This is a genomic window from Veillonella intestinalis (genome assembly GCF_943193155.1).
Lineage (GTDB): Bacteria > Bacillota > Negativicutes > Veillonellales > Veillonellaceae > Veillonella_A > Veillonella_A intestinalis.
The window spans coordinates 1-20,489 of sequence record NZ_CALPDB010000003.1 but is presented as its reverse complement, the minus strand read 5'-3'; the positions used below and the strand labels follow the sequence as shown (position 1 = coordinate 20,489).

Here is a 20,489-nt window from a genome sequence, read left to right as displayed (position 1 = left end):
GTTAAAAAGATACCTATAATTATCACAGAATACCTTTCAATGAATAAGTTCTTAACTTTGAATGTCTGATTAAGACTTATACTAAAAGGTCTACTAATGTACAGCCTGTTTACCTATTAATTAACAGTGTGTTTACCTATTTCTTGCTCAAAGCCAGCTTGCAAGCGCACATACGAGGCACGTCGTTCTTTAGCATCTTGCTCTGTTTTTTCAAATAATTCTTCCGCAATTTCAGGGAAAGATTGTTGTAACGAAGCATATCGCACTTCACCCATGAGGAAGTCACGGAAGCTTTCAGTTGGCTCTTTAGAATCTAAGCTAAATGGATTTTTACCAGTGCCACGTAAGGCTGGATTATATCGATATAAATCCCAATAACCAGCAGCTACAGCGCGACGGGTTTCTTCTTGAGTCGTGCCCATACCGCTCTTAATGCCATGGTTAATGCAAGGTGCATACGCAATGATTAGTGATGGTCCTGGATAGGCTTCTGCTTCCGTTACTGCTTTAAGAAGCTGATTCTTATCGGCCCCCATAGCCACTTGCGCTACATACACATAGCCATAAGACATAGCAATCATACCAAGGTCTTTTTTCTTCGTCCGTTTACCACTAGCAACAAATGGCCTTACCTGGTGGCATGGTTTCCTTTGAATTAAAAGGTGGTGTCAAAGAAGGGGCCCAAGTAATGAATTCAGTAAAACTTTGTCGTTTAGCCGTATCATTAGGGGATGCAGAAACCCTTATTGAACATGCTGCTTCCATGACACATTCCACCTATACTAAAGAAGAATTAGCTGCCGCTAACATTAGTGAAGGTTTAGTTCGTCTCTCTGTTGGTCTAGAAGATGCTAAAGATATCATTGCCGACCTAGAACAAGCTTTAAATACCATTGCTTAATAAAAATAACCTTCAACATTTCTATTTTCAAACACGTTCCCTCTAAAACTAATATATACTTATTTCTAAATACCCGTGAACCCCCTCTCGTTCACGGGTATTCCTATGCACTAAAATCCAATTTCACAATTCGTGAACTCCTATAACAGCCACACCATTATTTCCTATAGCTAATACATATATTTCATAAACCAACACAATACATTCAAAGTTATCAATGTACACGCTTATAACCTCGATAGTTATAACAAAACAATTTATCAATTATTTTAAACACAAATCGTGTAAATTTATTTTATCTATTTATATTTCCAATATCTGTTATAAGTTATTAGAAACGCCGACTTTATTGACATTTAATTATGATAGTTTTAGTATATAAAAACAAGATAGTTAAATTTTTAATAAGGAGGAACCTCATAATGTTAGGCAACTTAGGAGAAAAAATAGAAGAGAAGTCGATGATAAGTTTCTTAAAACGATTTGATGCCAATCCATTTAAAGTAAAATTTAAAGATAATGAATATATAATTGGCAAAGGGGATCCTCTTTTTACTGTACACATGAAAGAACCTATCCCTGCTAGTCAACTCATAGCCAGCACATCCATTGCACTCGGCGAAGCATACATGGACGGCAATTTAGAAATTGAAGGCGATTTATACTTCGCACTAAACCATTTTCTAGGTCAAATGGATGAATTTTCCACAGCTGGCGATGTACTTAATAAATTAACCCATAATCCCTTAACAAAAAAACACCAAGCAGAAGAAGTTCAAAGCCATTACGACATCGGTAATGACTTCTACTCGCTCTGGCTTGATGAAACAATGCAATATTCTTGTGCTTACTTTGAAAATCCTAATAACACCCTCTACGAAGCACAAATGAATAAGATTCATCGTATTCTTGATAAGCTATATTTAAAAGAAGGTCTCCGCCTTCTTGATATCGGTTGTGGTTGGGGCTTTTTGCTTATCGAAGCCGCTAAGAAATATAAAATCAAAGGGACGGGCATTACACTTAGCCATGAACAATATGAAAAGTTCCAAGCACGCATTAAAGAAAATCACTTAGAAGACTATTTAACCGTTAAATTGATGGATTATCGTGATTTACCTAAATCAGGGCTTTCATTCGACCGCGTAGTAAGCGTAGGCATGGTTGAACATGTAGGTCGTGAAAACTACCAACTATTTAATGATTGTGTCGACTCCGTCCTAGTCAACGGTGGCGTATTCCTACTTCACTTTATCAGTGGTATGAATGAAAAGCCTGGTGATGCATGGATGAGTAAATATATTTTCCCCGGTGGTATGTTGCCAAGCCTTCGTGAAATGATTGCGGACATGACAGACGATAATTTTCACGTACTTGATGTAGAAAATCTCCGTATGCACTACAATATGACATTACTCGAATGGGATAAAAATTTTAGAGCTAACTTATCGATTATTCGTGAAAAGTTTGATGAACGTTTTATTCGCATGTGGGACTTGTACCTAAATGGCTGTGCCGCTGCCTTTGCCAATGGCATGATGGATTTACACCAAATCTTAGCTACGAAAGGCATAAATAACGACTTGCCTATTACGCGATGGTATTAAAAAGTTTAGACTTCAAATTCTTCAAATTCTTTAAATATCCATTATAAATACTCATGCTACTAGCTTGCTAACAGCCTCAATCACCCTATATAATAGAAAGGTATAATTCAATAATCAAATCTAAGAAAACTCTATTTATTATTTTTCTAATTAACGAGGATCGCATGAAACAAACATCGTCTATTTCTTTAATTACCCAAACAAGTCTCTTTATTGCACTCACTGTGCTATTATCTTATGTCTTTGCTATCCACACTACCTTTATCCATATCACCTTTGGGTTCCTTTCTACCGCTATTTTTGCTGTTATGCACGGCCCTCTTCGTGCTGGTATTATGGCCGCCATTGCTTGTTTCATAGGCATGCTACTTTTTGGTCAAGGCGTATTTTTCCCCGGCTTTATGCTGTCTGAATTCCTCGTAGGCTATACCTTTGGTCACTTCTTATATAAGAAGCCGATTACTTTAAAACGTGTAGCCATACCATTCCTCATTATTACTATAGTAATTCACTTAGGCCTTAACACCTTATGGCTCGTGATTTTTTATCAAAAGGCGGCTTCTGCTATTTTTATGGGCCGTTTAATCAAAAATATCATTTGCTATCCTATTGAAATTGTTCTATTTTTTGCCGTATATAAAACACTAGGCCGTATTATCCCTGCTCTGAATCCTTCAAAATTAACGACTACCCCAAAGGAAGCAACACCGAATACATAATTCTCTATTTCTAAAATTAAAACACTATAAATAAAAAATACTACAAATAAAAAAACACCGCTTAAACGGTGTTTTTTATTTTATAATTATATCTTACTAAAGCCACGCCCACAAGGCAGCCACTACTAACGTAGGCAACATATTAGCAATACGAATTCGTTTATCCCATAGTAAATTAACCCCTACCAAGAAAATCATAATAGAACCAGTAAACGAAATATTACTAAGAGCCTGTTCTGTCAACCACGGTGTTATGAAAAACGCCAGTAATGTAACCACCCCTTGCACGATACCGACTGGTACGGCCGAATAAATACAACCTTTCCCCAATGTGGTTGTCATAATCATAACTACAATCCCATCCATCATAGCTTTTGCCAATAAAATAGTAGGATCACCAGAGGCATCTTTAATAGAGCCTATAATAGCCATAGCCCCAATGCATACAGTAAAAGAAGCTGTTAAAAAAGCCTCTATAAAGCCCCCTTCACCTTCGTTTTTACTTTTAATCTTTAACCATGCACCGAATTGTTCTAATTTTTTATCTAAATCTAAAATTTCACCAATGACAGTACCAATAATGAATGTAATAACTAGCATCATAATATTAGTTACTACTAACTCCCCATTAACAAAAACTAAAGACTCCTTTGTAGCGCCAACAAAACCAATAAATAAAATGCAAGCGCTCATCGCTGCCATTAACGTTTCAAGCAAGCGCTGATTCAAATAATTACGTGCCGTTAATCCAATGAGCCCCCCGACTACAATGATTAACATGTTAAGCAATGTACCTACTCCAGGCATATAATCTCTCCTTTTTCATAAAATATACACCAAATACTTTTATAAGTATTTAATTATTGATTATAGCACACAAATCATCTAGGTAACATCAAAGTTTGCTTGTATTATTGGACTATGATATTTCAAAGAATTAATGTGGACATAATCTTGACAAAATACTAATTCAAATGATATGATATTTTAGTAATTAGATTTGGAGGATTACTCAAGAGGCTGAAGAGGACGGTTTGCTAAATCGTTAGGGCGGGTTACCGTCGCTAGGGTTCGAATCCCTAATCCTCCGCCAAAACTTTTATACTTTTGTCTGATAATTGCCAAGAGTATTCAAAACCCCTACAAAACTAGGAAACACCTAGAAAGTAGGGGTCTTTTTATATCCTTTTTTAGACATTTTTCGTTCTCAATTAAGGGTGAAATATCCTTAAATATTCAATGTTTTCCGTCTAATTTCCGTCTTGTTTTTGAATTATAACTAGATATTCAAGATGGGCTATTTTCTATTTCCGCCTTGTTACAAACCCTTGATTTTACTGTATTCTTCAATAAAACTATTTCCATCTCAAGAGTTTTCCATATATTACGCAATAATACATTACTTAATCCCATTTCCATAAAACTGACTTGGTTGTTCTTCTAATTGAACAATTAAAGACACCTCATCACCTACTTGCTCAACTATCCATCGTTGAATTTTTTTTACATCATCAGTGGTTAATGGATCCCTAACAATAAGAGTCACTAATACCCCACTATAAATCACTTTGCCATCATCATCAACTGAAATAATAGGTGAAAGTTTAACTAATTTTATTTCAGGGAACAAAATAGGCAATTCATTATTTAGCAAACGTATTTGCTCTTGATTATTTTCACTTCTCTGATATGCTGGATAATATGTATTTGCTAACTCTTTATAGGATTTTCCTTTTTCTTTAGCCATCATATTAGCCATACTTTTATTTATAATTTGTTGAACTTCTGAAGAATCTAACTGCGCATTATATCCTTGTACCACTTTTAGTTTCGTCCCCTTTAAACGATTAAAAGTCTGCATTGATTCTTCCAATCGATTAATTTGTCCCTCTGTTAAAGGTCTACCTATTAAATCTAAAGTTAATACATGATCCTCATAAGCATAAGATACGATACTTGTATGTACCATGTTAAGCTCTGTAGCTAAAAACGTCTGAATTTGATCATCTCTTATAGTCTTGTCCACAGTCAAATACGCCATATAAATACTGGGAACAGTAATCAAGATTCCTAACAAAACTAAGATTCCCTTTTGATAGTTTTTATGACTATCTTCTGCATATTTTTTAGGAGGTACACGAAGTAATTTAAATATAATAAAAGCTGATAATATAATAAAAAAGCTATTTATAAAAAATAAATACATTGCCCCTAAAAAATAAGAATAAACTCCACTACTTAAACCATATCCAGCCGTACACAAAGGCGGCATCAATGCAGTCGCAATAGCCACCCCAGGAATAACATTGCTCTTTTCTTGCCTAGTATTACCAATAGCACCTGCAAGCCCACCACTAAGAGCAATCAATACATCCCATGCAGTTGGTGCCGTACGAGTAAGAATTTCCGAAGATGCATTACTAATCGGTGATAATGTAAAATAAATCATTGAGGTAACAAGAGATACAAAAATCTGAAAACTCAACTTTATCATTGAACTTTTAATAAATTTAGTATCATATGTAGCCATACCAAATCCAATAGCTACTAAAGCCCCCATTAAAGGCGACATCAACATAGCACCAATAACCACAGCAGTACTATTCATATTAAGCCCTATAGATGCTGTTAAAATGGCCATTACCAAAATAATTGAATTTCCACCTTTTAACATAGAGTCAGAAGTAACTCTCTCATTAATCTCTTCATAAGAGGCACTATCAATTCTTAAATTAAAAAATTTATTCCACTGAGACATTCTAACATACCTCTCTCACTATTTCTTATTATATTCATCAAGTTATACATCATAAAATCATAGTCTATTCATTACGTCAGCAATCAAAAAAAGATTATTTTTATTTTATTTTATCATACTTATATAATCTTATAAATCATACAAAATTCTAAAGTTGATAATAGTGCCAGAAGCTAAGAGAATACTTCAGAGATTGACTCACTCCTTCCCCCCTTAAGCTCCGTCAAGTCGCTAAATTATATAACAGCAAAAGAAAGTGCCATAGGCTAAGAGAATACCTTCAGAGCTTGACTCGTAGGTTTCTCGGGCCTATGGCACTTTCTATCTATCCACTTATAATTTAGCCCTTGGCGGACTTAAACTTTGCTATCATTTCCTTAGCAACTTCTACAGCATCGCCTACGATACCATAGTCACACACTTTGAAAATAGCCGCTTCAGAATCTGTATTAATCGCTACAATCGTTTCAGAACCAGTAATCCCCGCCGTATGCTGTATAGCTCCAGAAATCCCAAATGCTAAATACAACTTAGGCGCAATTGTTTTACCAGTTTGGCCAATTTGACGACTTAGTGGATACCAACCCTTTTCAACGATAGGGCGTGTTACCCCTAATACACCGCCTAATACATCAGCCAATTCTTCCAAAACTTTGAAGTTCGCAGGGGAACCCATACCGCGTCCACCAGCTACAATAATTTCAGCTTCTTCAATATTCACATCATTCATATCCACTTTAATCATTTCTACAAAACGATTACGAATATCGTTGTCGGTAAGGTTTACTACTTCTTGATGAATCTGACCAGCGCGCCCTTCTATGCGATCTGGCATTTTAAATACATTAGGTCTTACAGAGCCCATTTGTGGACGATGTTCTGGGCATATAATTTCTGCTAAAATATTACCACCCAAAGCAGGTCGTGTCCATTCTACAAGCCCGTCAGATTGACTTACAGTCAAGATTGTACAATCCGCCACAACGCCATTTTTCATACGCCCTGAAATACGAGGCGCCAAATCACGGCCATCATTCGTAGCGCCAATTAAAATAACATTTGGTTTATTTTGACCAAAAAAGTCTGTAATAACCTTTGTATAGCCGTCCGTAGAGTAGCGAGCTAATAAAGGATGCTCAAATACATGTACATGGTCGGAACCATATTCAATTAAACTTTGTGCTTGCGAAGCAACTTGCGCGCCTAAAATCAAAGTATGTACTTCTTCATTAAGCTGATCAGCAATAAGGCGGGCCTGACCAATTAATTCATAGGTTACTTTGCGCACCTGCCCATCAAAGCAGTCGGCAATCACATAAACACCTGTATATTCTTCAAACACCGTAATACCTCCTTATGCTATCAGATAAGTTCCTTTTGTTTTAAAACGCCTAAAATCGTTTCTACAGACTCCTGAACAGGGCCCGTAAGCATTGTGCCAGCTGAACGCATTGGTGGACTATACACCTTGCGAACACGCGTTGGCGAGCCTTGTAAGCCTAATCTCTTAGGATCTGTTTCCATGTCATTAGCCGTAATCAACTTTACTTCATACTGAGTAGCTCGAATAGAGTGATGTAAAGTTGGATATCTTGGTTCATTCAACGTTTTAACTGCTGTCATCAACATAGGCACTGGTGTATCTAATACTTCAAAACCTTCTTCATGTTCGCGCTGTGTCCGTACAATACCATCATTTACTTCAATATTGCAGACATAGGTTACTTGTGGAATACCTAATTCTTCCGCAATTTGTGGCCCTACTTGTGCTGTATCACCATCAATGGCTTGTTTGCCACAGAAAATAATGTCAAACGGCTTGCCCTGGTCGTCCTGCACTTTAGCAATAGCCCGTGCAATCGTATAGCTAGTGGCCAATGTATCAGCCCCAGCAAAGGCCCTATCTGTAATTAAATACGCCTCATCAGCGCCCATAGAAATACACTCTTTCAAGGCAATCGTCGCTTGTGGTGGCCCCATAGTAATGACAGACACACGAGTCCCAGGATAGGTGTCTTTTACCTTCAATGCGGCCTCTAAGGCATTCATATCAAAAGGATTGACAATACTTGGTAAGCCTGTACGAATCAATGTATTCGTTTCAGGGTCTAATTTTATTTCAGACGTATCAGGCACTTGCTTAATACATACGAGTAATTCCATAATGGTCCTCCCTATTAACCTTGACGAAATTCTACACCCTTCGTGTCATCTGGATATTCCCATTTTGTCACGATAGTGTTACCACACAATACACGGCAAGTACCACATTCTACACAACCTGCATAATCAAAAGCTAAGGTACCATCTTCATTAAGTGTGTACAAACCAGCTGGACAAGCATTGACAAGTTTCATTTTTTCCTTCATATCAGGGTAGTCATGGATGATTTCAATATGAGGATGTCCTTCATTTACATAATATTTATTAACACCTAATTTTTCTTCTAAATTCATCATAAGGCACGCCCTCCTTTAAGCGCATCCATAGCTAGATTTACAAGGCCCACACCAGTGGCTCGTTTCAATAATTTAGGAACTAATGGTTTTGCTCCATTACCATTTACAGTAAACACATCTTCCATAATACCATTTACCATGGATGGATATTTTTGGAAAATGCGAGGATTATTTAAGAATTCAGGGAAGTGGCGATACGTTTTTAAATCCTTACCAATAAAGCTATCTTCTATTAAAATATCATAATAACGTAAGGCACCCGCTGAAAAGTCTTGTAATTTCTTGGCTTTAATAATAGCATCGCCCGCATACATACCAGAAGCAATGGCAAAATCCATACCACGCACGGTATAGCCCATATTAATACAGAAGCCAGCCGCATCACCGACGATAATAAACCCGTTGCCACTAAGTGTTGTCACTGCTTTATAGCCCGCTTCTGGCACCATGTGGCCACTGCGTTCTACTAATTTACCACCTTTTAATAAACGAGCAATCGGTCCATAGCTCATAAATTCATTCATCATGTCTTCGATAGTAGCATCCGCTTCACCAATATGCTCTAGACCGACAACAACACCTAGCGAAAGGCTGTTTTTATTAGTGTATAAAAAGCCACCGCCCATTAAACCATGAGTTATATCCCCCATGCAGAGCCACGCTAAGCCATCGTTACCATCCAAGCCAAGTCGTTCCTCTAACACACCTTTATTAAAGGTATATACTTCCTTAGCCCCTACTGCTACTTCAGCTGCTGTCACTGGCGCACGTAAACCAGCCCGTTCAGCTAGTAACGAATTCACCCCATCAGCCAATACAACTACATCGGCTAACATCGTATCTTTGCCACAACGAATACCTACTACGGTATCCCCTTCTTTGAGCAATTCATCTACTTGGATACGATTAACTACAACGGCACCAGCAGCTGCCGCTTGATCCACTAACCACTTATCAAATACACTCCGCAATACAACATAGGATTCGTCCTCTGGTTTAGCTGGTGTTGCTTCATACTCAACGGTGGTTGCTTTACCGCCTTCAAGAATAGAAATCCGTTCTTTAGTCACCTTCCGTTCAAGCGGTGCTGTTTCACGGAAATTAGGAATAAGTGCTTCTAACGAATGTGTATAAATACGACCACCTGTCATATTCTTAGCGCCCCCATAACTCCCTCGTTCTACTAAGAGCACCTTCACACCTGCTTTAGCCATACGATAAGCCGCTGCTGCCCCTGCTAAGCCGCCACCTACAACAATTGCTTCAAATCGTTCCATGCTGTTTCTCCTTGTATAATATACTGTATTAAAAATACAAAATAAATCCCTAAAAAAGTCTATAGAATATATTGATAATTTTAGATATTATCCTTCGTGCTTTCTATTATATATATTCTAATGTCATTTTTAAAATACCTCTTTTGCATAGCTAAATATATTCTATATTATTCAAATGCACTAAAAACAGGCAATACAAAAGCGGTTGTACCTCAAAAAGAAATACAACCGCTTGTATTAGTATGAATTTTTTAAATAGACCAAAAGGAATCATGGAAAATAATTTTACGATATGTTTCAAAACGAAGCCATCTATCATGCCAGGAGCCATCACGTTGCAAACTATCATCAGCAGATTCAGCTATAAACTGCGCTACCTCATCGGCACTATTAATCTGTATTGCAAAGCCACGTCCATTTACTACAGGTACATCGCTATACACATATGACGCTAAATCCACAATATCCATGAATTGACCGTCACGAACTAGAATAGCCACTTTATCACGAACTACTAAAATATCAAAATTAGCTGGATAACTATAGCTCGCCCCTGTAATCGGTAACGCATCACCAATTTGGAACGTCGTTCGAGTTGGTCGAATTTTATCTACTTTTAGACCTTCCACATTATAATAAAACTCATCAAATACATCACCACGAGCATGCAAACCATTACCTTCAAAAGTATGCTGCTCAGCTACTGTGCCTACTGCTTCAATAACGCCACAAGCAGATGTCATATTGCTAACACGATTGATTAAGATCAATTCACCTAGTGTTTTATGATGACGGAATTCATCCATAACTACAGGTGTCTGGAAGTGCAAGGTGCAAAGGGCTATACTATTTTTTCCAAGTTCAGCAACTGGTAGATGCTCGCCACTATTTACATCAATTTGATACTGAATGTCTGTGACCGTGGCGGCTACTTGCTTAGTGCCTAAACTAACCAGATATTCATTCCCCACTTCTAAGGGTTCATCGTCCATCCAAAGTAATTTTACACTGGCAGTCTGCGCCGTACCAATTCCTGTTTGTTTAACCAACACACTGCCCCGTGAAACATCAATTTCACGGTCTAGTTGCACCGTTAAAGGTTGGCCTAGCTGGGCCGCTTGCACCGTATTAAAACCAACTAACAAAGATTCAACCTTAGCACTTTCACCACTAGGTAATACTGTTAAGGTATCACCTACTGCGACCTGACCTGCTTCTACTTGCCCCTGAAAACCACGGAAAGTATGATTAGGACGACATACCCGCTGTACTGGCATATAAAAACCATCTTCAGCCGTACCAGACGCATCTACAGTTTCTAAATAGGGTAACAAAGCGGGCCCTTCATACCAAGGCATAGTTGTCGCTTTGGTCGTAATATTGTCGCCTTCGGTCGCTGATACAGGAATTACCTGTACATTAGTAAGGCCCACTTCCTTAGCAAGGTTTGCAATATCCGCTTCAATCTGACGGAATACGTCTTCTTTATAGCCTACTAAATCCATTTTATTCACAGCAAACACAAATGACTCAATGCCCATAAGAGCACAAATACGAGCATGACGACGGGTCTGCACTAAAATACCTTGTGAAGCATCCACCAAAATAATCGCCAAGTCAGCAAAAGATGCTCCTACAGCCATATTACGCGTATATTCTTCATGACCAGGTGTGTCTGCTACAATGAAACTACGATTATCCGTCGTAAAATAACGATATGCTACATCAATGGTAATCCCTTGTTCACGTTCAGCCATCAACCCATCTAATAGTAATGAATAATCAATGGCACCACCACGACTGCCTACTTTACTTTCTAATTCAAGTGCTTTAGCCTGATCCGCATATAATAATTTAGCATCATATAAAATGTGGCCAATTAAAGTAGATTTACCATCATCTACACTGCCACAAGTAATAAATTTTAAAAGTCCTTTCATGATTGTATCCTCTCTTTACCCAATACCTATATTAGAAATACCCTTCCCGCTTACGCCGTTCCATGCTGCCAGCCGCTTCACTATCAATAACGCGTGTCGTACGTTCAGAGGAAACAGCCGATAAGGTTTCTTCAATGATTTCATCTAAGGTAGTGGCTTCAGATTCAGTACCACCCGTTAAAGGATAACAACCTAATGTACGGAAACGCACTTTCTTTTGTTCAATGGTTTCACCAGGTCGTAATTTAAAACGATCATCATCTACCATAATAATATTGCCATCACGATATACAACAGGTCGTTCTTTCGCAAAATATAAGGATACAATATCTATATTTTCACGTTTAATATATTGCCAAATATCCTTTTCAGTCCAGTTAGATAGAGGAAATACGCGAATACTTTCCCCTTTGTTAATCTTAGCATTATATAGTTTCCACATTTCAGGGCGCTGATTTTTAGGATCCCAACCATGAGAGGCATTGCGGAAGGAAAAAATTCGTTCTTTCGCACGGGATTTTTCTTCATCACGACGACCACCCCCAAAGGCCGCAGTAAAACCATATGTATTTAATGCTTGCTTTAGAGCTTGGGTTTTCATAATATCCGTATAAGCTGAGCCATGGTCAAACGGATTAATACCTTGTGCAACCCCTTCTTGATTGATATATTCAATCATATCTAAGCCAAATTTCTTAGCTGTTTCATCACGGAACTTGATCATTTCTTTAAATTTCCAAGTTGTGTTCACATGCAAAAATGGAAATGGGGGCTTTTCAGGATAAAAGGCCTTTCGTGCTAAATGTAGCATAACAGAACTATCTTTCCCAATGGAATACAACATAACGGGCTTCTCACATTGTGCCGCCACTTCACGGATAATATATATAGCCTCTGCCTCTAATTCATCTAAATGACTATACTCACTCATATTACTACCTTCTCTCTTTTACTCTCTTATACCCTAATGCAAGATGGATTAATATCTAGTACAAAGTTTAGACTCTTTATATATCTAATATTGGTTGGATTCTTGCGCATTTACAACAATGGTTTGGCTCTCCCCATTAGGCGCTATATATTCCCAACGCCAAAAATGACCTTCACGCTGCGCCTTCATCGTGCCCCCTTTGCCACCCATATCGGGTCCTAAAAAATAAGCAATGGCCCCAACAGGACATTCTTTTATACATGCCATACAGCCCCAGCAGTCCTTAGGATAAGCCATATAGGCTTTACCCTCTTCATTCATAGCTGGTAAGCTACCAGGACAAATATTAACACAACGTTGACAACCGATGCAGCTACGCTGATCAATTCTGATGCTCATAATACGCCTCCTTCACTAATGGCCGTTGTCGAATTTCAATCCCTCTATCGGTTGCTATCGAATTAACATAACAAAGCCATTCATCACTACTTTCAGGATAATCTAAATTTTCTGCAAAGCTGTGCCAGCGTGTTTCTTTACGCCCTTCTAAATGAGCAATCAATGTTAAACATACAACTAAACGCTCTTTTAATTCATAAATAAATAATAGGTCGTGCAAATTTTGAGCTTTCAAATGTTGTGCCATTTTTTGCAATTCTTGAATTCTCGTTTTCGCTTTCTTCAATTGTTTACTATTGAAACGATAATAAGCACCAATACCACCTGCATAGCTGTCCATAGTTCGTTGCATCGCTTCTTCTAGCTGTTCCGTTGTATATAATGGAGATTCGCCCGTAAGATAAGCATCATAAGCCGACAAATAGGCCTCTGCTTTCACTTTAAGCCCCTCTGAAACAAAATGACCATTACCATTATGCCTCTCATCATGAGCCTTAGCCGCTTCATATCGCTTAGCAATCGCTAGGGCTGCAATTTCCCCTTCCGCTAAAGCACCAGTTACATATTTTTGTGGACAACCACCAGCTACATCACCAGCGGCATATAAATTGCGAATTGTCGTTTCACGATTCGTATCAACCCAATAGCCACTCGCCGTATGACCGCCTACAATATAAGGTTCTGTTCCTTCAATCTCTACATTCTGCTGTTGTGGTCCTTCCCCCGATTCTAGCCATTTTAAAGTCTGACCTGGCGCCATATTAAGATAGGCCTTCAAAAGATCCATATTTTGCTCACTACTAATTCCTTCTGTGGCTAAATAACAAGGACCATGACCTTCTAAATTTTCTTTTACTGTGCCATAAACACGCTGTGAAGTAGTCAATCCATATTTAGTTTCATATACTTCGCCATCTGCATTAATCTGCTTAGCACCCACCCCTTGAGCAATAGTGCCCGTCGGCGCAATAGTATCTTTACAACGCAAGGCAATAAAACGCATTTCAAAGGTCGTCATTTCTGCACCAGCTTGAATGCCCATGGCATAACCAGCTCCCGTATTAAAAGGTGAATACCACATCTTATGCCGTGAAAAACCAGGATTATTAGGCCGATATAACCCAGCGGCCCCACCGGTAGCACAAATCACATAGGGCGCATAAATTTCATACGCCACCTGATGACGCAACGAAAAGCCTACAGCCCCCTTAATTTCACCATCCTCTACCAAATAATCGGTAATAATGACATGTTCCATCACCGTTGTATTTGGCAATTGTAAAACCACTTCCGCTAACAAAGGCTTAATATTTTCCCCATTGATTTTTATATTGCGATTACCACGGGCTATATACTCTCCATTAGAGTCTTTTAAAATAACTAAACCTAAATCTTCTAATACTTTAGTAACGCCATTCAGTCGTTCACTCATGGATAATAATAAATCATGACGCACAATGCCAGCTGCATCTTTTGTGGCATACTCAACATAATCTTCTGGCTTGCGACCTTTTACAATATACGCATTCAGTGCATTAACCCCTGCTGCTAAACAGCCACTGCGACGAATTACTGCCTTTTCTACAATTAAAACGTTAGCATCTGTTTGTTTTTGCAAAGTCAACGCTGCATAACAACCAGCTGTACCGCCACCAATGATAAGCACATCCGTTTCAATTCGCTCTCGTTTCTCAATTTTCATACGTCCTATCCCACCTAATTTCCTAAAGTCTGTCAAACTCTCTTAAATATAGAATACTTGACCTGGTTCAAGAGCTTTATTTTTCACAATATGAACCTCCGTATTACTACACAAGAAAAGCCGATAAATCAAGACCTGAACCGTTTCACCTACAACAAACGAAGCCGCTTCAATAGGCTGTTCTGCTTCAATCAGATGATTCCCAATACGAATGCGCATGCTAAGGCGCGTTCCCTGAAACGTTACCGCTTCTACACTACCCGTTTCAACAGCACTTTTATCTTCATGGTCTGCATCTGCTTTAAAAACAGCTACGAATTCGGGGCGAATAATTGCCCAATCAAAACCGGCCTCTCGTTCAAAACCGTTAAGGCTTTCATATTCCATAATCCCCTTGGCCTTCCCCATAAATCCAGCCACAAAGGGGGTTGCTGGTTGTCCATAAATCTCTTCTGGTGTGCCCATTTGTTCAATACAACCATTATTAGTTACAATAATTTCATCAGCTAATTCTACGGCTTCTTCTTGATCATGAGTCACAAAGATACTCGTAATCCCCGATTTCTTAATGGTAGCTTTTAACCATTGACGGAGCTCATGCTTAACCTTTGCATCAATAGCCGCAAAAGGTTCATCTAATAACAATACATCAGGCCTTGGTGCCAAAGCCCTTGCAAAGGCTACACGCTGCCGCTGTCCACCAGATAATTCACCAGGATAACGATCTTGCAAATTAGCAAGACCAACTAAATCTAGTAATTCTAACACTCGCTTATGAATCACATGTTGCTCCTCTTTTTGCACGGTAAGACCAAAGGCAATATTATCAAATACCGTCATATGACGAAATAGCGCATAATTTTGAAATACAAAACCTATACCACGCTTAGCCGGTACAATAGCATTCACACGCTTACCAGCAATATAGATATCACCCTGATCTGGTTGCTCTAGTCCTGCTAACATACGTAAAATTGTGGTTTTACCACTCCCACTGGGGCCTAATAGAGCTACAATCTTGCCTTCAGCAATATGAAAACTCACATCTTTAGATGCTTCATAATGGCCATATTGCTTATAAATTCCCTCCATGGCTACATACTGAGACGCTCCTTGTTCCATCTCATCACCTCAAACTCTCTCAATTCTTCAATATTTCTTTATTATCCCTAAATTACCCTTAATAAACTAAAAATCAATCTATATAGTTCTTAATAATAAAAATAATATTAACATTATTTTTATATCCATTTCATTACAATACCTAACCATATTTATTACAATACCTAGCCATTATGACCCACTCGTTGTTCTACATAAGCCCGTAAAATTAATAAGACGATTGCTAACATAACCAATACAGAGGATGCCGCAAAAGCAGCTGTAACGCCTGTAGCAGAACCAGATAAATACAAAGCGTCAATTTCCAAAGGCAAAGTAAAGGTACTGCCACGTACTTTCGATAAGGCTGCTACGGCTCCAAATTCGCCTAACGCTCTGGCGGCACACAGTAATACGCCATAGAGGAAACCCCATTTAATCTGAGGAAAGGTAATTTTCCAAAAAACAGTCAATCCCGATGCCCCCATTAAAACAGCCGCTTCTTCCTCTTCACGTCCTCTTGTATGCATAACGCCTATCACTTCACGGAAAACAAAGGGTAAGGTTACAAAAATTGTAGCTAAGAATACACCTGGTAAAGCAAAGACCACACGCCAGTTCGTACCTAACCACTGATTAAGACTCTCTAAAATACTGTAACCCCATCCAATACGGCCAAACACCATAATAAAGGCTAAACCTGCAATGACCGGTGAAATAGAAAAGGGCACATCAATTAACGTCATTAACAACTGCTTACCTTTAAAATCAAACTTACCAATGCTATAAGCCGCACAAAGACCAAATATCCCACTTACTAATACCGCTACCAAAGCAGCTACTAAAGTGAGACCTAGTGCAGATACTACATAAGGCGTTGTAATAGCCTTTACATAAAATGTCCAGCCTTGTGCCAAAGAACTGAGAATTACCGTTATAAGTGGAAAAACTAACATTAAAATAACGAAAAGAAACCCCACTATAATTAAGCTATATTGCACCCACTTTAATTCTTTCATCCTATCGACCTCCTAACCGCTTCGCTTGACGCAATTGCAATAAATTAACGCTAAGCAAAATGAAAAAGGCCAATATTAATAAAAGCAATGCCATCGCTGTAGCACCTTCATAATCAATATAGTTCAACTTCTGCATAATTACATAAGATACTACTTGTGTCTGGGCTTTAGCGCTATTACCTGAAATATAAATGACACTTCCGTATTCCCCAAGCCCTCGAGCAAACGCAAGGGCAAATCCAGCCAACCCAGCGGGCAAAATTTCAGGTAAAATAATACGCCGGAATATTGTGAAGTTATTCGCCCCTAATACAGCTGCCGCTTCTTCATACGAACCATCCAATTTAGCTAATACAGGCTCAACAGAGCGAACTACAAAAGGAATCCCTACAAAAATTAGTGCAATACTAATACCTATCTTCGTATACACTAAAGAAATTCCCCACTGTATAAGTGTACTACCCAATAAGCCAGTATCTGAATATAACTTAGATAAGGTAATCCCTGCTACAGCTGTAGGTAGTGCAAAAGGTAACTCAATAAGACTATCAATGAAACGTCGCCCTGGGAATGTATATCGTACTAAAATCCAAGCTAATAATGTGCCAAAGACTAAGTTAATAGTTGCTGCTACCAACGATGTCATAATACTCGTAGCAAAAGCGTGCCAAACTACAGGTTTAGCAATGGTTTGCCACAATGTCATGGGCGGAATTTGCACCGCATAGCCTAAAATAGTACCTACTGGCAAAATAACAATGATAGACAAAATGGTTAAGGTCACACCTAAGGTCAGTCTAAAACCTGGTAATAGACGAGGCGCTCTACTATTTGTTTGCATAGTTTGTCTCATAAAGCCCTCCTATTCGTCCCGAATCATATCGAATAGGGCACCATCTTCAAAGAAACGCTCATAAGCAGCGGCCCAACCACCAAAATCACGAATTGTTACCATGCGCTGAGGTGTTGGATATTCCTTGGCTACCTCTGTCATAACAGTAGAATCTGTGGGCCTAAATCCATATTGAGCTATTAAACGCTGACTCTCCGGCGCATATAAGTGAGTTAAGTAATCCTCGGCTACTTCATATGTGCCTCGTTTTCGAGCAATATTAGCGACTACTGCCACACTAGGTTCGGCTACTATAGACACTGATGGCGTTACTAGCTTATATTCACCAGGATAGTGTTGTAAAATCTGCTTAGCTTCATTTTCCCAAACAAGCAATACATCGCCTTGTTTATTTTCTACAAATGTTGTGGTAGCCCCCCGAGCTCCAGCATCCATAACTACTACATTTTCATATAATCGCTTCACAAAATTAGTAGCTTTAGCTGTATCATCAGGCAAACCTGCTCCATAAGCATAAGCAGCTAAAAAAATCCAACAAGCCCCACCACTACTCTTTGGATCAGGTGCAATAATACGGACATTTGGTTTAACTAAATCATCCCAATCCCTAATTTTTAATGCATTCCCCTGTCGCACTAAAAATACAACGGTTGAAGTATAAGGGGCCGAATAATTTGGTAAACTAGACTCCCAATTAGAATCTAATAGGTGAACCTTTTGTAATAAATTCACATCTTGTGCCAAAGCTAAAGTTACAATATCTGCATCAAAGCCTTCTACCACGGCTCTAGCTTGATTGCCTGAGCCACCGTGCGATTGATGGATTATTATCTCTTTACCTGTACGAGCCTTATAATACGCTGCAAAATCAGTATTATAGGCTTCATAAAACTCTCGCGTAGCATCATAGGACACATTAATCAAGGTCATCGTAGTCTCTTCACTAGACGATGAAAATGCCTGTTCTGTGCTCCATAATATAGCCCCCACTATACCTACGGAGAGAAGTAAATACCAACCTCTTCGTTTCATAGACATACCTTCATTCTCTTTTAACTCTCTCTTTTTAATTAGCACACATCTGCGCTAATCTACCTTGCTTCTTTCTCAACTATGGCGTGCTTGAAATACCCTATATATTTATCCTTTCTTTATTTCAGTAAGCTAATTTACTACTATAAAAATATCTACATAAGCTAGGATTCCCCTAATCCTAGCTTATTTAATTCGTATAGCTTAGCTAATATTTAATTCCTACATTTTTAACAGGTATTTAAAACGCACGTATTTATAAAGCTGTCTGTAATTGTACGTTTTAAATCATACATTGTCAATAGGATATACTATTACATTAGAATAAATAGAATACACGCCATCTTTTAATCGCTTCTAAAATTGATATATATTCTCAAAAATTATTTTTCTAGTTAGATGAACACTTTATAAGAATATATGATTACACCCTAATTAAAACATATTCACACAAATCATCACACAAATCACATGTATATGATTACCTGTGCACCAAATATATAATTATCTGTATCTAAGATATATAGATTCTCGTAGCCTTTTATAATATCCATATACAGTTATACATACACAGAGATATATAGTCATATGTAGTCTAAAACATATAGCTGTACATAATCTTAAATACATAATTGTATATATATTTTTGTACTGTCTCTAAAGTTAATAAATACAATTTTAATAATTTTTATCATTTTGTTTATTGAAATTTATATATACTTAATACTAAAATTAAAAATGAATATTGCATATAATTATGCTATACTATAATTAAAATTTTAATTTCTATTACATATCTATAACTAAGGAGGCCTTAATGGAAAAGCAAAACATAACTTTACAAGAAGTCATTGAACGAAATTTAGCGATTCGTGAATCCTATCATAAATTAGAAGATAAATTCAATGGCCAACGCTGGACTATTGAAGAAGATGCACTCGGTTTCTTAACAGATGCAGCTCTTGTAGGACGCCTAGCTATGGCTCATGAAAAAACATGGCCTACAGCCAATACAGAAGATGATCTTAAGACTTTATTACCTCACAAATTAGGTGAATGTGTTTGGTGGTTAGCAGCTCTTGCAGATCGCATGGGAATTGATTTTGAAAAAGCCATTATGGACTTTGTGGAAACAAAAGAAAGTGAATTACCTAAATAATTCACCACTATTTATCCAATTTCTATAAATTACATTACACCATAGTTCTAATAATTAATTATTTATTTAATATATACTAGCATAAAAAGAAGGATGTATCTATAACTATAGTAAGTAATAGATACATCCTTCTTTTTGTATTTTTTGTATTATTTTATTACGATCTATCATGCTACGCTTCGCTTCACTCGCTTCTTGGAAGCGGCCAGACAGATTGTTACTCATTAGATTAACAAAAATAAGAGGCCGTGTCTTTCGACACGACCTCTTATTTTCATTAATCAGCGACTACCTATCCTCCCAGGCCGCTTCCAGCCAAGTACTTTCGGCGTTTACGAGCTTAACTACTGTGTTCGAGATGGGAACAGGTGGACCCTCATAGCTATCGCCACTGAATCTGTCAGAGCTTGTACTCTGAAAACCACATAGAAGTGTAGATCTTGTAAGTTACACATTAGATTATATATAATTCTTTAATTGAAGTTTGTCCCTACAGTCTAGTGACTACCATTTTAATCTGGTTCACTATTTAAAAGTAAAGCCCTCGATCTATTAGTACCAGTCAGCTCCAAGCCTCACAGCTCTTCCACACCTGGCCTATCAACCATGTCGTCTACATGGGATCTTACTAA

Annotated in this window: 18 protein-coding genes, 1 tRNA gene, 2 rRNA genes and 1 pseudogene; 5 read left to right on the top strand and 17 right to left on the bottom strand. The window is 38.0% G+C overall.

Annotation, left to right across the window (positions count from 1 at the left end):
* Positions 1 to 116: 116 nt before the first annotated feature.
* Positions 117 to 632, bottom strand: a pseudogene (locus tag NFR44_RS04015) (thiamine pyrophosphate-dependent enzyme); the annotation flags it as partial.
* Between NFR44_RS04015 and NFR44_RS04010 the strand changes: the two are divergent.
* From NFR44_RS04010 to NFR44_RS04000, 3 genes are all read left to right on the top strand, one after another.
* Entirely contained in the window at positions 623 to 901 is a 279-nt protein-coding gene (locus NFR44_RS04010) for a PLP-dependent transferase (protein WP_251441391.1), read from the top strand. The pseudogene NFR44_RS04015 and the gene NFR44_RS04010 sit on opposite strands and share 10 nt — an antisense overlap.
* 422 nt (positions 902 to 1,323) lie before the next feature.
* A complete protein-coding gene (locus NFR44_RS04005; RefSeq protein ID WP_251441389.1) occupies positions 1,324 to 2,508 on the top strand; it encodes an SAM-dependent methyltransferase in 1,185 nt (394 codons plus the stop codon).
* A gap of 164 nt (positions 2,509 to 2,672) precedes the next feature.
* The gene (locus tag NFR44_RS04000; protein ID WP_251441388.1) at positions 2,673 to 3,227 is read left to right on the top strand and encodes a folate family ECF transporter S component; all 555 of its coding nucleotides are present in this window, start codon (positions 2,673 to 2,675) and stop codon (positions 3,225 to 3,227) included.
* Positions 3,228 to 3,323: 96 nt separating this feature from the next.
* Here NFR44_RS04000 and NFR44_RS03995 read toward each other — a convergent pair whose 3' ends face one another.
* Positions 3,324 to 4,034, bottom strand: a complete 711-nt coding sequence (locus tag NFR44_RS03995) for a DUF554 domain-containing protein (protein WP_251441387.1) — start codon at positions 4,032 to 4,034, stop codon at positions 3,324 to 3,326.
* Positions 4,035 to 4,229: 195 nt separating this feature from the next.
* On the opposite strand from NFR44_RS03995, the gene NFR44_RS03990 reads away from it, so the two are divergent.
* Positions 4,230 to 4,320: transfer RNA gene (locus NFR44_RS03990), tRNA-Ser, on the top strand.
* A gap of 306 nt (positions 4,321 to 4,626) precedes the next feature.
* Here the strand turns inward: NFR44_RS03990 and NFR44_RS03985 are convergent.
* The 13 genes from NFR44_RS03985 to NFR44_RS03925 all read right to left on the bottom strand — a co-directional run bounded on the left by NFR44_RS03985 (position 4,627) and on the right by NFR44_RS03925 (position 18,698).
* Entirely contained in the window at positions 4,627 to 5,985 is a 1,359-nt protein-coding gene (locus tag NFR44_RS03985; RefSeq protein ID WP_251441386.1) for a DUF389 domain-containing protein, read from the bottom strand.
* Between the two features lie 340 nt (positions 5,986 to 6,325).
* The gene (locus tag NFR44_RS03980; RefSeq protein WP_251441675.1) at positions 6,326 to 7,333 is read right to left on the bottom strand and encodes an electron transfer flavoprotein subunit alpha/FixB family protein; all 1,008 of its coding nucleotides are present in this window, start codon (positions 7,331 to 7,333) and stop codon (positions 6,326 to 6,328) included.
* Between the two features lie 14 nt (positions 7,334 to 7,347).
* A complete protein-coding gene (locus NFR44_RS03975) occupies positions 7,348 to 8,148 on the bottom strand; it encodes an electron transfer flavoprotein subunit beta/FixA family protein (RefSeq protein ID WP_251441385.1) in 801 nt (266 codons plus the stop codon).
* Between the two features lie 14 nt (positions 8,149 to 8,162).
* Positions 8,163 to 8,444, bottom strand: a complete 282-nt coding sequence (locus NFR44_RS03970) for a ferredoxin family protein (RefSeq protein ID WP_162099112.1) — start codon at positions 8,442 to 8,444, stop codon at positions 8,163 to 8,165.
* Entirely contained in the window at positions 8,441 to 9,721 is a 1,281-nt protein-coding gene (locus NFR44_RS03965; RefSeq protein ID WP_251441384.1) for an FAD-dependent oxidoreductase, read from the bottom strand. The genes NFR44_RS03970 and NFR44_RS03965 overlap by 4 nt, the downstream gene beginning before the upstream one ends.
* 251 nt (positions 9,722 to 9,972) lie before the next feature.
* A complete protein-coding gene (locus NFR44_RS03960) occupies positions 9,973 to 11,661 on the bottom strand; it encodes a sulfate adenylyltransferase subunit 1 (protein ID WP_251441383.1) in 1,689 nt (562 codons plus the stop codon).
* A 31-nt stretch (positions 11,662 to 11,692) separates the two neighbouring features.
* Complete coding sequence (cysD, locus tag NFR44_RS03955; protein ID WP_251441382.1) at positions 11,693 to 12,592, bottom strand: sulfate adenylyltransferase subunit CysD; 900 nt, start codon at positions 12,590 to 12,592, stop codon at positions 11,693 to 11,695.
* Positions 12,593 to 12,676: 84 nt separating this feature from the next.
* Positions 12,677 to 12,991 (bottom strand): 4Fe-4S dicluster domain-containing protein, encoded by a 315-nt coding sequence (locus NFR44_RS03950; RefSeq protein ID WP_251441381.1) that lies wholly within the window; start codon positions 12,989 to 12,991, stop codon positions 12,677 to 12,679.
* Positions 12,975 to 14,693, bottom strand: coding sequence for an adenylyl-sulfate reductase subunit alpha (locus tag NFR44_RS03945; RefSeq protein ID WP_251441380.1), 1,719 nt, complete (start codon positions 14,691 to 14,693; stop codon positions 12,975 to 12,977). Before NFR44_RS03945 ends, NFR44_RS03950 begins: the two co-directional genes overlap by 17 nt.
* 42 nt (positions 14,694 to 14,735) lie before the next feature.
* Positions 14,736 to 15,815: an ABC transporter ATP-binding protein gene (locus NFR44_RS03940; protein WP_251441379.1), complete on the bottom strand. Its 1,080-nt coding sequence runs from the start codon at positions 15,813 to 15,815 to the stop codon at positions 14,736 to 14,738.
* 164 nt (positions 15,816 to 15,979) lie between these two features.
* Complete coding sequence (locus NFR44_RS03935; protein WP_251441378.1) at positions 15,980 to 16,813, bottom strand: sulfate ABC transporter permease; 834 nt, start codon at positions 16,811 to 16,813, stop codon at positions 15,980 to 15,982.
* A gap of 1 nt (position 16,814) precedes the next feature.
* Positions 16,815 to 17,666: a sulfate ABC transporter permease subunit CysT gene (gene cysT, locus NFR44_RS03930; RefSeq protein ID WP_251441377.1), complete on the bottom strand. Its 852-nt coding sequence runs from the start codon at positions 17,664 to 17,666 to the stop codon at positions 16,815 to 16,817.
* A gap of 9 nt (positions 17,667 to 17,675) precedes the next feature.
* The gene (locus NFR44_RS03925; protein ID WP_251441376.1) at positions 17,676 to 18,698 is read right to left on the bottom strand and encodes a sulfate ABC transporter substrate-binding protein; all 1,023 of its coding nucleotides are present in this window, start codon (positions 18,696 to 18,698) and stop codon (positions 17,676 to 17,678) included.
* A gap of 817 nt (positions 18,699 to 19,515) precedes the next feature.
* Here NFR44_RS03925 and NFR44_RS03920 point away from each other — a divergent pair.
* Entirely contained in the window at positions 19,516 to 19,857 is a 342-nt protein-coding gene (locus NFR44_RS03920; protein WP_251441375.1) for a nucleoside triphosphate pyrophosphohydrolase family protein, read from the top strand.
* Positions 19,858 to 20,136: 279 nt separating this feature from the next.
* On the opposite strand, the gene rrf is transcribed toward NFR44_RS03920, so the two are convergent.
* Both rrf and NFR44_RS03910 read right to left on the bottom strand, forming a co-directional pair.
* A 5S ribosomal RNA gene (gene rrf, locus NFR44_RS03915) occupies positions 20,137 to 20,253 on the bottom strand.
* A gap of 135 nt (positions 20,254 to 20,388) precedes the next feature.
* A 23S ribosomal RNA gene (locus tag NFR44_RS03910) occupies positions 20,389 to 20,489 on the bottom strand; the annotation flags it as partial.